The sequence below is a fragment of the Kitasatospora sp. NPDC050463 genome, from assembly GCF_040655255.1.
Classification (GTDB): Bacteria; Actinomycetota; Actinomycetes; order Streptomycetales; family Streptomycetaceae; genus Kitasatospora.
Window position 1 is genome coordinate 1 of record NZ_JBFAJO010000135.1, and the last position, 11,426, is coordinate 11,426.

The 11,426-nt window shown below is 73.4% G+C and carries 10 protein-coding genes; 2 read left to right on the forward strand and 8 right to left on the reverse strand.

Annotated features, from left to right (window positions below):
• The 3 genes from AB0J08_RS39525 to mltG (AB0J08_RS39535) form a co-directional block, all read right to left on the reverse strand.
• Nucleotides 1-93 (reverse strand): chorismate synthase (locus tag AB0J08_RS39525; protein WP_360644363.1); only part of this gene is annotated, 93 nt, incomplete at its 3' end.
• 384 nt (nucleotides 94-477) lie between these two features.
• Nucleotides 478-1,308 carry a shikimate dehydrogenase gene (locus AB0J08_RS39530; RefSeq protein WP_360644339.1) on the reverse strand — a complete coding sequence of 277 codons (831 nt, stop codon included), beginning with the start codon at nucleotides 1,306-1,308 and terminating at the stop codon, nucleotides 478-480.
• A 34-nt stretch (nucleotides 1,309-1,342) separates the two neighbouring features.
• Nucleotides 1,343-2,815, reverse strand: a complete 1,473-nt coding sequence (gene mltG, locus AB0J08_RS39535) for an endolytic transglycosylase MltG (protein ID WP_360644342.1) — start codon at nucleotides 2,813-2,815, stop codon at nucleotides 1,343-1,345.
• 6 nt (nucleotides 2,816-2,821) lie between these two features.
• Between mltG (AB0J08_RS39535) and AB0J08_RS39540 the strand changes: the two genes are divergently transcribed.
• Nucleotides 2,822-3,343, forward strand: coding sequence for a hypothetical protein (locus AB0J08_RS39540; RefSeq protein ID WP_360644344.1), 522 nt, complete (start codon nucleotides 2,822-2,824; stop codon nucleotides 3,341-3,343).
• 148 nt (nucleotides 3,344-3,491) lie between these two features.
• Here AB0J08_RS39540 and mltG (AB0J08_RS39545) read toward each other — a convergent pair whose 3' ends face one another.
• The 5 genes from mltG (AB0J08_RS39545) to AB0J08_RS39565 all read right to left on the reverse strand — a co-directional run bounded on the left by mltG (AB0J08_RS39545) (nucleotide 3,492) and on the right by AB0J08_RS39565 (nucleotide 8,973).
• Nucleotides 3,492-4,760 (reverse strand): endolytic transglycosylase MltG, encoded by a 1,269-nt coding sequence (gene mltG / locus AB0J08_RS39545; protein WP_360644347.1) that lies wholly within the window; start codon nucleotides 4,758-4,760, stop codon nucleotides 3,492-3,494.
• 89 nt (nucleotides 4,761-4,849) lie between these two features.
• The gene (gene ruvX, locus AB0J08_RS39550; RefSeq protein WP_360644350.1) at nucleotides 4,850-5,335 is read right to left on the reverse strand and encodes a Holliday junction resolvase RuvX; all 486 of its coding nucleotides are present in this window, start codon (nucleotides 5,333-5,335) and stop codon (nucleotides 4,850-4,852) included.
• On the reverse strand, nucleotides 5,335-8,004 hold the full coding sequence (gene alaS / locus AB0J08_RS39555) for an alanine--tRNA ligase (protein WP_360644352.1): 2,670 nt from the start codon (nucleotides 8,002-8,004) through the stop codon (nucleotides 5,335-5,337). The genes ruvX and alaS overlap by 1 nt, the downstream gene beginning before the upstream one ends.
• Nucleotides 8,004-8,492 (reverse strand): DUF6167 family protein, encoded by a 489-nt coding sequence (locus AB0J08_RS39560; RefSeq protein WP_360644355.1) that lies wholly within the window; start codon nucleotides 8,490-8,492, stop codon nucleotides 8,004-8,006. The genes alaS and AB0J08_RS39560 overlap by 1 nt, the downstream gene beginning before the upstream one ends.
• Nucleotides 8,493-8,496: 4 nt before the next feature.
• The gene (locus tag AB0J08_RS39565) at nucleotides 8,497-8,973 is read right to left on the reverse strand and encodes a DUF948 domain-containing protein (protein WP_360644358.1); all 477 of its coding nucleotides are present in this window, start codon (nucleotides 8,971-8,973) and stop codon (nucleotides 8,497-8,499) included.
• A 239-nt stretch (nucleotides 8,974-9,212) separates the two neighbouring features.
• Here AB0J08_RS39565 and AB0J08_RS39570 point away from each other — a divergent pair.
• The coding region (locus tag AB0J08_RS39570) for a regulator (RefSeq protein ID WP_360644360.1) at nucleotides 9,213-11,426 on the forward strand (2,214 nt) is incomplete at its 3' end.

The following is an 11,426-nucleotide window of genomic DNA, read 5'->3' on the forward strand; positions in this document are numbered from 1 at the left end:
GGTCACCGGAACGCCGGCGGGCAGGCCCTCCAGCGTCGCGACCAGTGCGGGACCGTGCGACTCCCCCGCCGTCAGCCAGCGCAACGTACCCAACGGAGCTCCTTCGTCAGCGGACCGGCCACGGCCCCAGCCGCGGCGCGCCCGGGCGTGCCTTCTCCCCCGAATCCTTTCATGCCGTCGGCGTGCCCGGGAGCAGAGTCCGGGTGACGGACAGCAACCGGTCGACACTCGGACGCGGTGCCGGGGCCGGCGGCCGGGCCACCGGGCCGGGCGGGTCCGGACCGCCCCCGGCGGCGCGCACCCCTACGGCACGACCCGCCGAACGGCACAGGACGCCGGCGTGGCGCGACACGCCGCACCGGCACGGCACGCCGACAGGGCACGAACCGGCAACCTGACACGGACTGCCGTTCTGGCACGAACTGCCGACTTGGCGCAACGCGCCGCAGTGGCACGATCCGCCACCCGGCGACCGCGTCAGCGGGTGGCGAGTGCCGCCTCGCCCGCGGCCCGGATGGCCTCCAGCGGACCGGGGGTCCGCCCGGTGAACCGCTCGTTCTGCAGCACCGCCTGGTGGACGAGCAGGTCCAGACCACCCAGTACCGCGGCACCGCGCTCCGCACAGGCGGCGGCCAGCGCCGTCGGCCACGGGTGGTACAGCACGTCGAACAGCGCGCCGGGGGCGGCCGGCAGCGCGCCGGCGAACGCGTCCGTCGCCCCCACCGGCGTGGTGGACACGGTGAGCGGCTGCGCGAGCGCCTCGGCGCCCCGCTCCCAGTCGGCGGTCCGCACGACCACGCCCAGCCGCTCGCCGAGCGCGGCCATCTCCCGGGCCCGCTCGGCACTGCGGACGTAGACCGTCACCTCGCCGGTGCAGATCTGGGCGAGCGCCGCCAGCGCCGAGGAGGCGGTCGCCCCGGCGCCCAGCACCGCCGCACCCGCCACCTCGGTGATGCCGCGCTCGCTCAGCGCGTTGACCAGGCCGGGGACGTCGGTGTTGTCGCCGGTGCGCGGCCCGTCGGCGGTGAAGACCACGGTGTTCACCGCCTCGACCGAGCGGGCGGTCGCGCTCACCTCGTCGAGCATCGGGATGACCGCCCGCTTCAGCGGCATGGTGAGCGACAGGCCCGCCCACTGCGCCTCGTCCAGACCGTCGAGGAAGGCGCGCAGCCCGGCCTCGTCCACCTCGAACGCGTCGTAGCGCCAGCCGTCCAGCCCGAGCGCCGCGAAGGCGGCCCGGTGCAGGTGCGGCGAGAGCGAGTGGGCGATCGGCGAGCCGAGGACGCCGGCCCGGTGCTTGCTGGTCAACGCTGCTTCTCCGTGAACGACTCGCCCGTCAGGGCTACTTGGTGGTGCAGTGGACGGCGACCTTGTCGAAGCCCTGGCCGGCCGCCCGGCAGTACTCCTCGACGTTGGCCGCGAACTCCTTGTCCGTCTCCGAGAAGCGGGTGGTCTTCGCGTCCATCGCGATGAAGTACAGCCACTTGCCGTCCGCGGGGTTCAGCACCGCCTTGAGGGCCGCCTCACCCGGGTTGGAGATCGGCCCCGGCGGCAGGCCCGCGTTGACGTAGGTGTTGTACTTGTTGGAGCCGTCGTTGATGTCCCTCTTGTCCAGCACCTTGCGGCCCAGCGAGTACTGCAGCGTGGTGTCCATGCCGAGCTTGCCGTCGATCTTGCCCTTGTCGGCCAGCCGGTTCTGGATGGTCTTGGCCATCTTGGCGAAGTCTTCCGGGTTGTTGCCCTCCGCCTGGAGGATGCTCGCCTCGATGACCACGTCGTAGCCGGTCTTGAGGCCGATCCCGGCGGCCTGCGCGTCCAGGCCCGCATAGCGGTCGACGGCGTTCTTGATCATCTGCTTGAGCAGGTCCTCGGGCTTCATGCCCTCGGCGATCGAGTAGCGGGCCGGCCAGAGGAAGCCCTCGATGTTGCCGTTGGCGTACGCGGGCAGGCCGAGGCTGCCGACCTGGGCCTTGGCCACGTCGGCCGTGGTGCCCTTGGCCAGCTGCAGCTTCTCGTCGATCTTGACGTAGGTGGCGGCGGCCGTCAGCCCCTCCTGGACGATCAGCTTCTCGCCGCCGTTCGCCTCCACCAGGTTGGTGACGGCGGCCTCGGCCGACATCTCCTTGGGCATGGTGTAGGTGCCGTACTGGATGGTGGTGCACTTCGGGTTCTTCCCGCACGCCTGGGTGAAGGCCTCGACGCTCTTGACCACGCCGGCCTGCTTCAGCGTCATGCCCATCTGGGCCCCGACGGCACCCTTCTTGATCTCCACCGTGACCGAGCCGCTGCCCTGGCCGGTGAAGTCCGGCGGCGGGCCGAAGTGGTCCTGGTAGAAGCCGTAGCCCCACCAACCGCCGCCCGCGACGCCGCCGAGCATCACCAGGGCGACCAGCAGACACGCGCCACCGTTGCGGCGACCGGACTTCTTGCCCTTCTCCTTGCGCTTCTTCTTGCCCTCGCGGGAGTTGTCCTCGTCGCCGAGGAAGCCGCCGTGCTCGTCCTCGCCGGCCTCGGCGAAGTCGTCCTCGTGGCCGTCCCACTCGCCCTCGTCGTGCGCGGGCGGGGCCTCGACCGGACTGCCGCCGGCCTCCAGCGCGGCGGCCTCCGCCTCCCAGTCGATGCCGTCCGGACCGGGGCCGGCCGGGGCCTCGGCCTCCTGGCGGCGCCGGGCGGCCCGGCCGCCGGGCTGCGGCCCGCCCGGCTGCTGCGGCACCTGCGGGTGACCGGGCTGCTGCACCGCCCCGGCCTGCGGCATCCCGGCCTGCGGCATCCCGGGCTGGGGCATCCCGGGCTGGGGCATCCCGGGCTGCGGCATGCCGGGTTGGGCCACCTGCTGCGGCTGCGCCGCGTACCCCTGCTGGCCCTGCTGCTGCCCCTGGTACCCCTGGCCCTGGAAGTTCTGCTGCTGCCCGGGGAACCCCTGCTGCGGCTGGGCGTACCCCTGCTGGCCCTGCTGCTGATCCTGGTAACCCTGCTGGCCGGAGAACCCCTGGCCGCCCTGGCCCTGCTGCGGGTAGCCCTGCTGACCGCCGCCGTACTGCTGCTGCCCCTGCGGGAACTGCTGACCGCCGCCGTACTGCTGGGGCTGCTGCGGTGCCTGGCCGCCGCCCGGGTACCCCTGCTGCGGCTGCGCGTACCCCTGCTGGCCCTGCTGCTGCATCTGCTGCGGGTACCCCTGCTGGTCCGCGAAGCCCTGCCCGCCGTACTGCTGCTGCTGGGGATGCTGCTGCCACTGCCCGTCCTGCTGGCCGGGGACCGGCTGCTGGCCACCGTACCCGGGGTCGCCGGGATGCCACGGCTCGGAGCCCTGGGGGCCGTAGCCCCGACCCAGATCGGTCATTGATCCCCTTACACCGACGGAGACGGCCGGAGGATCGGACCGGCCGTCCGGGACGGCGTCCCGGCTTATTCTCGAACCGGCGTGCTACTGCATCGCCTGGAGGGAGACGTTACCGTACCGCAGACCGGCCCCCGGCAGGGTCGACGTCCCCTCACTGCCCGCCCGGAGCGGTCGGCGTACCCGCCGGCTGGCCCGTGGCGGCCCCCTCGGAGGCGCCGGCCGACGCACCCGCCGAAGCGCTCGCCGACGCGCTCTGCTGCGCGGCCCGGACGGCGTTGAACTCGGCCACGTTGCGCTGCTGCACCTCGAAGCTGTCGGTGAACCGGGTGTCCCCCGGCTTCACGGTGACGAAGTACAGCCAGTCCCCCTGCGCCGGATCGACCGCCGCCATGATCGCCTGCCGCCCCGGATTGCCGATCGGTGTCGGCGGCAGCCCGGTGTGCAGATAGGTGTTGTAGGGGGAGTCCAGCTTGGTCTCGGTGACGGTGGTGTTCAGGGTCGAGCGCCCGAGCGCGTAGTTGATCGTCGAGTCCAGCTGCAGCGGCATGTTCTTGGCCAGCCGGTTGTAGATCACCCGGGCCACCTTCGCCATGTCCTCGGTGTTGTCCGCCTCGCCCTGCACCATGCTGGCGATGGTCACCAGCCCGTACAGGCTCTGCCCGAGGTTCTGCGCGACGACCTCCGCGTCGTCCCGGGCGAACTCCTTGCCGGCTCGCTCCACCATCTGCTTCAGCAGGTCGACCGCGGTGGTCTCGTCGGTCACGCTGTAGGTCGCGGGGAAGAGGTACCCCTCCGGGCTGCCCTTGGCGAACTCCGGCAGGCCCAGCTCGGCGCCCTGTTCCCGCGCGGCCTGCTGGGTGGTGCCCTCGGGCAGGTTCAGCTTCTTGTCGATCGCCGCGAAGATCTGGTTGCCGCGCCAGCCCTCGGGGATGGTCAGGCCGTTGGCGTTGGCGGGGTCGACCAGGATCGCCAGCGCGGCGGCCGCCGACATCCTCCGCTTCAGCGTGTAGGTGCCCGGCTGGATCCGCCCGGCGGCGGCCGCGCTGCCCTTGGCCGCCCGGGTGAAGGCCAGCGAGCTGGCCACCACGCCGTTGCGCACCAACGCGGAGGCGATCTGCGTGAGCCCGGCGCCCTCGGGCACCGAGACCTGGACGTCGCCGGTGCCCGCCCCCGCGTAGTCGGCGGCGGCCGGCGGCTTCTGCTGCCCCTGCAGCCAGGTGTACCCGGTCAGACCGGCCCCGCCGAAGACGACCACCAGGGCGAGCGCGGTCAGCCCGCACGCGAGCCCGTTGCGCCGGCGGTGTGGATCCGGCGCATCGGGGCGGGGACGGGGCGCACCCGGCGGACGGCCCTCGGGTTCCAGCACCGGCGCACCGAGGTGACCGGGTGTGAGCCCGGGCGTGAAGTCCTGGTCGGTCATTGCGCCCCCTCGGCGGTCCCGGAACGAGCAAGGGGCCCGTGCGGACGCGTCCGCACGGGCCCCTTCACCGGGACGTTAGATCAGGCCGGTCAGCCGACCGCCTCGACGCTCTCACCGGGCGGGCGTCCGCTCACCCGTTCGGACTCAAGGGCGGTCTGCAGGATCACCACCGCGGCGGCCTGGTCGATCACCGAGCGGCCCTTCTTGGCCTTGACCCCGGAGGCGCGCAACCCGTGGGTGGCCGTGACGGTGGACATCCGCTCGTCGACCAGCCGGACGGGCACCGGGTAGAGCCGGTTGGCCAGCCGGGTGGCGTAGGCGCGGACCTTCTCCGCCGCCGGCCCCTCCTTGCCGCTGAGCGAGCGCGGCAGGCCGACGATCACCTCGATCGCGTCGTACTCCTCGGCGATGGCGGCGATCCTGGCCTGCGACTTCACTCCGGCGGGGACGGTCTCCACCGGCGTGGCGAGCACCCCGTCGGGGTCGCAGGACGCGACCCCGATCCGGGCGTCACCGACGTCGACGGCGATCCGCCGCCCCCGCCGGAAGGGCCGTTCCTGGTCCTGTTCGACCATCAGCTGGCGCGCTCCGCGACCAGGCCGCGCACCGCGGCGATGGCCTCGCCGACCGCACCCGGGTTGGAGCCGCCGCCCTGGGCGACGTCGTCCTTGCCGCCACCGCCGCCGCCGAGGGTCTTGGCGGCGACCCGCACCAGCTCGCCGGCCTTGATGCCGCGCCCGCGCGCGTCCTCGTTGGTGGCGATCACGGTCAGCGGGCGGTCGCCCGCCACGGTGAAGGCGGCGACCACGGCCGGGCGCGAGCCGAGCCGGCCGCGCACGTCCAGGACCAGCTTGCGCAGCTCGTCGGCACCGGTACCGTCGGCGACCCGGGCGGCCACCACGGCGATGCCCTGGACGTCCTCGGCGGAGTCGGCCAGGCCCGCCGCGGCGGCCAGGACCTTCTCGGCGCGGAAGCGCTCGATCTCCTTCTCGGCGTCCTTGAGCTTGGCGAGCATGCCCGAGATCTTCTCCGGCAGCTCCTCCGGACGGCCCTTGACCAGGTCGGTCAGCTGGGCGACCACGGTGTGCTCGCGGGCGAGGAACTTGTACGCGTCCACGCCGACCAGCGCCTCGACGCGGCGCACGCCGGAGCCGATCGAGGACTCGCCGAGCAGCTTCACCAGGCCCAGCTGGGCGGTGTTGCCGACGTGCGTGCCACCGCAGAGCTCCTTGGAGAAGTCCCCGATGGTGACGACGCGGACCTCGTCGCCGTACTTCTCGCCGAACATCGCGATGGCGCCGGCCTTGCGGGCCTGGTCCATCGTCATGACCTCGGCGGTGACGTCCAGCTCGCGGGTCAGCACGTCGTTGATCTTCTGCTCGACGTCGACCAGCACGCTGCCGGGCACGGCGGCGGGAGAACCGAAGTCGAAGCGGAAGCGGCCGGGCGCGTTCTCCGAGCCGGCCTGAGCGGCCGTCGGGCCGAGCGCGTCGCGCAGCGCCTGGTGGGTCAGGTGGGTGGCGGAGTGCGCGCGGGCGATCGCCCGGCGGCGCTCCACGTCGATCGTGGCGTACGCCGAGGCGCCGAGCACGACCTCGCCGAACAGCACGCCGCCGGAGTGCACGGTCACCCCCGGGACGGGCTGCTGCACGTCGCGGATCTCCACCACCGCGCCGGAGTCCAGCCGGATCCGGCCGTGGTCGGCGAGCTGGCCGCCGCCCTCGGCGTAGAACGGGGTGCGGTCGAGGATGATCTCGACCTCGTCGCCCTCGCTCGCGGCCGGCGCCGGGACGCCGTCCACCAGCAGGCCGACCACGGTGGCCTCGCCCTCGGTGAGGTTGTAGCCGGTGAAGACGCTGGCGCCGGACTTGTCGGCGACCTCGCGGTACGCGGCGACGTCGGCGTGGCCCATCTTCTTGGCCTTGGCGTCGGCCTTGGCGCGGTCCCGCTGCTCCTGCATCAGGCGGCGGAAGCCGGCCTCGTCCACCTGGAGGCCCTGCTCCTCGGCCATCTCCAGGGTGAGGTCGATCGGGAAGCCGTAGGTGTCGTGCAGCTTGAACGCCTGCTCGCCGGAGAGGACCGCGCCGCCGGACTGCTTGGTCTCGGTGACCGCGGTGTCCAGCAGGCTGGTGCCGGCCTTCAGGGTCTGCAGGAAGGCCGCCTCCTCGCCGACGACGACGGTCTCGATCCGCTTGCGGTCGGCCTCCAGCTCCGGGTACTGCGGGGCCATCGCCTTGATGGCGACGTCCGTCAGGTCCTTGGCGACCACACCGGTGGCGCCCAGCAGGCGCATGTTGCGGATGGCCCGGCGCAGGATGCGGCGCAGCACGTAGCCGCGGCCCTCGTTGCCGGGGGTGACGCCGTCGCCGATCAGCATCAGCGCGGTGCGGATGTGGTCGGTGACCACGCGCAGCGAGACGTCCGCCTTGTGGTCGGCGCCGTAGGTGTGGCCGGTCAGCTCGGCGGCACGGTCGAGGATCATCCGGCTGGTGTCGATCTCGAAGAGGTTGTCGACGCCCTGCAGGATGGCGGCGAGGCGCTCCAGGCCGAGGCCGGTGTCGATGTTCTTGCTCGGCAGGTCGCCGAGGATCTCGAACCCGTCCTTGCCGTCACCGTGACCGCGCTCGTACTGCATGAAGACCAGGTTCCAGATCTCCAGGTAGCGCTCGCCGTTGACGGCCGGGCCGCCCTCCTCGCCGTACGCGGGGCCGCGGTCGTAGTTGATCTCCGAGCACGGGCCGCAGGGGCCGGGGACGCCCATCGACCAGAAGTTGTCCTTCATGCCGAGGCGCTGGATGCGCTCGGAGGGCACGCCGATGACGTCGCGCCAGATCTGCTCGGCCTCGTCGTCGTCCTTGTAGACGGTGATCCAGAGCTTCTCCTTCTCCAGGCCGTAGCCGCCGTCCACGACGGGAGCGGTGAGCAGCTCCCACGCGAACTTGATGGCCCCTTCCTTGAAGTAGTCGCCGAAGGAGAAGTTGCCGCACATCTGGAAGAAGGAGCCGTGCCGAGTGGTCTTCCCGACCTCCTCGATGTCCAGGGTGCGCACGCACTTCTGGACGCTGGTGGCCCGGGAGAACTGCGGCTTGACCTCGCCGAGGAAGTACGGCTTGAAGGGCACCATGCCGGCGTTGACCAGCAGCAGGGTGGGGTCGTCGGCGACCAGGGACGCCGACGGAACGACGGTGTGGCCGCGCTCCTCGAAGAAGCGCAGCCAGCGGCGGCGGATCTCTGCCGACTCCATTATCGGTCCTTCCGGTTCGGGGTACCGCCCGGCTGCGGCAGTGCGCGGCCGGGCGTCTTTTCGATGGCTGGGGTGGTGCGGGCACCGTCGGACGATGCGCGGGCACTGCTGGGCGAAGGCAGGGCGGCGGCCGGGCTGCCGGGCGCCGCCGAGATAGCTCGGTACCGGGGCTCGCGCGCGGGGGACAGTGCGGAGCGCTTCCCGAGCAGGGTGGTGGCGGGCGACGGGCGGGCGCGGCGGCCCCGGGGCTCGACGACGGCGGTGCCGTCCAGTCCGAGGTCCTCGCGCAGCTGTTCCTCGCGCTCGGCCATGCCGGCCTTCACGTCCTGGGCGAACCGCTTGGCCGCGTCGCCGAGGTGCAGCGCGCCGCGCGCGGCGGTGCCGGAGAGGCTGTCCGGGGTGAGCCGGTGCACGGCCTCGTTGGCCTTGTTCATGGCCCAGACGGTGGCGCCGGCGCCGACCGCCATCCAGAAGATGCGTCGCACCATGCCGTCAGCCCCTCACCGCTCGCCGGACCCGGGCGAACAGGCCGCTCCTGGCCGCGGTCGCGGCACGCACCTCGGCCCGGATCAGCCGGGCCAGCTCCTCGCGCTCGCCCGGCTGGGCGGGCAGCGACAGCGTGCCGTTCTGCTTGGCGACGGCCTTGCGGACGCCGTAGCTGAAGGCCGCGACCTTGACCAGCGGCCCGCCCAGGGTGGCCGCGACGGTGGAGGAGAGCGCATTGGCGTTGGCGGCGGCGTCCTGGACGTTGGCGGTGATCTCGTCCACCCGCTCCAGCTGCTCGTTGGCACTGCGCACGGCGGCGCCGGCTTCGGTCAGCAGCGGCACGGCCTGTTCGGTGACGGCGGAGACCAGGACGGCGGCCTCCTTGAGGACCCGCGAGAGCCGCACCAGGACGACGGCGAGCAGGGTGACCAGGACCGCCCAGAAGACGGCGACGAGCAACCCGGCCAGCTCTCCCACGGACACCTTGCGCGCTCCCTCGCCTTGCTGTTCTCCGAAGGAGACCCTATCGCGACCAGGACCGGTTTCCGGACCGGATATCGGCCGGGGCCTCCCCGGGCCTGCCGGGCGGATCCGGTCGGGTGTGCGAGCCGCGCGCGTAACCTACCCGCCGGTCACCTCGTTCTGCCAGACGGGCCGTCGCCTGGGCGGCCCGCGGGCACGCCCGGACCGCGAAGGTCCGGGCCCGGAGACGGGAGCAGCGCTTGGCCGGCGACTCGACAGCACAGCCCCGGGCGGCGGCGCGGCGGGAGCCGGCGCCCGGCCGGCTGCCGGCGGACGTGACCAGCTTCGTCGGACGGCGGCAGGAGCTGGCCGAGCTGGCCCGGCTGCTGGCCGGCGCCCGGCTGGTGACGGTGACCGGGCCGGGCGGCGTCGGAAAGAGCAGGCTGGCCCTGCGCGCGGCGGCCCGGGCGGCCGGCGCCTTCCCGGACGGCACCTGGCTGGTCGAGATCGCCCCCGTGCAGGACCGGCTGCTGCTCGGCCACGCCGTACTGGAGGCCCTACGACTGACCGACGGCACCGCCCGGCCGCCGCTGGACGTGCTGACCGAGCAGCTCGCCGGGCGCCGGATGCTGATCGTGCTGGACGGCTGCGAGCACCTGGTGGACGCCTGCGCGGAGCTGGCCGACACGCTGTTGCGGGCACTGCCGGGCCTGCGGGTGCTGGCCACCAGCCGGGCGGCGCTGCGCGCCCCGGGCGAGCACCTGCTGATCCTGGCACCGCTGCCGGTGGGCCCGGCCGGCCCGGGCGTGCTGCCGGACGCGGTGCGGCTGTTCGCCGACCGGGCCCGCGCGGTGCTGCCCTCCTTCGAGATCACCGCGGCCTCCGCCGACGGGATCGCCCAGCTCTGCCGCCGGCTGGACGGCATCCCGCTGGCCGTGGAGCTGGCCGCCGGTCGGCTGCGCGCGCTCTCGGTGGAGCAGATCGACGCCCGGCTGGACGACCGGTTCCGGCTGCTCACCGGCGGCGCCCGGACGGCCCTGCCGCGCCACCAGACGCTGCGCACGACGATCGGCTGGAGTCACGAGCTCTGCACCGTGCAGGAACGTTTGCTCTGGGCCCGCCTGTCGGTCTTCGCGGGGAGCTTCGACCTGGAGGCCGCCGAGTACGTCTGCGCCGGCGAGGGCATCGAACCGGACGACCTGCTCGACCTGGTGTCCGAACTGATCAACAAGTCCGTGGTGCTGCGGACGGAGCCGTCCTGCGGCCACCGGCCCGAGGACGGGAACGCCTGCGGCGTCCGGTTCCGACTGCTGGACACCCTGCGCGAGTACGGCCTGCAGTGGCTGCGCGCGGCCGGCGAGGAACAGCGGCTGCTACGCCGCCACCGCGACTGGTACCTCGGCCTGGCCACCTGGGGCGAGGCCGAGTGGTTCGGCCCCCGGCAGGCCGAGACGGCCGAGCGCACCGAACTCGCCCACCCCAACCTCCGTGCGGCGCTGGAGTTCTGCCTGGCCGAGCCGGGCGAGGAGCAGCTCGCCCTGCTGCTGGCGGGCACGCTCTGGTTCTACTGGGTCGGCTGCGGCCACCTCGGCGAGGGGCGGCACTGGCTGGACCGCGCGCTCGCCCTCGATCCCGAGCCGACCGAGGCCCGCGCCAAGGCGCTCTGGGTCACCGGCTACATGGCGACCCTCCAGGGCGACCTGCTCACCGCCCGCCCGGCGCTGGAGGAGTGCCGCCGCCAGGCGCTGGACACCGGCGACGACCGGGCGCTCGCCTACGCCGTCCACCGGCAGGGCTGCGCGGCCCTGATCGGTGACGAGCCGGCCCGCGCCGCCGAGCTCTTCGAGGAGGCGCTCTGGCACTACCGGACGATCGGCGAGCTCAACAGCAACGTCCTGATGGCCATGTTCGAACTCGGCATCGCCTACCTGTTCCAGGGCGACCAGGAGCGCGGCGAGTTCTGGCTCGGCCAGGTCCGCGAGCTGTGCGAGGAGCACGGCGAGCAGTGGGCGTACGCCTACGGGCTGTACGCCCTCGGGTACTCGCACTGGATGGACGGCGAGGTGCGGCTGGCCCGCGCCCGGGCCCGGGAGAGCGTCCGACTCAACCACCTCTTCCACGACCTGCTGGGCATCGTGCTGGCGATCGACCTGCTGGCGCTGCTGGAGACCGAGCCCACCGGGCCGGGCCGGCCGGGCGACCTGCGCGAGGCCCGGGTGCTGCAGGGCGCCGCGCACCGGATCTGGCGGGCCGTGGGCAAGCCCTTCTTCGGCTCGCACACCTTCAACGGTCCCCACCGGCACTGCGAGGAGCGGGCCAGAGCGGGGCTGACCGAGCAGGAGTTCACCGAGTACTTCGACCGCGGGGCCCGGCTGGACCTCGACGCCGCCGTCCGCCGGGCGCTCGGCGGGGACGGCCCCGGCAGCGGCCCCGGCGCCAGCCCGGGGCCCCCCCCGGGGCGCCCGCGACCCCGC

What these genes read in the sequence shown, in the direction of transcription:
- mltG (WP_360644342.1), bottom strand. Translation starts at nt 2,815, where the DNA reads ATGCCGCAGCCCGGGATGCCCCAGCCCGGGATGCCCCAGCCCGGGATG.
- mltG (WP_360644347.1), bottom strand. Translation starts at nt 4,760, where the DNA reads ATGACCGACCAGGACTTCACGCCCGGGCTCACACCCGGTCACCTCGGT.
- ruvX (WP_360644350.1), bottom strand. Translation starts at nt 5,335, where the DNA reads ATGGTCGAACAGGACCAGGAACGGCCCTTCCGGCGGGGGCGGCGGATC.
- alaS (WP_360644352.1), bottom strand. Translation starts at nt 8,004, where the DNA reads ATGGAGTCGGCAGAGATCCGCCGCCGCTGGCTGCGCTTCTTCGAGGAG.
- AB0J08_RS39560 (WP_360644355.1), bottom strand. Translation starts at nt 8,492, where the DNA reads ATGGTGCGACGCATCTTCTGGATGGCGGTCGGCGCCGGCGCCACCGTC.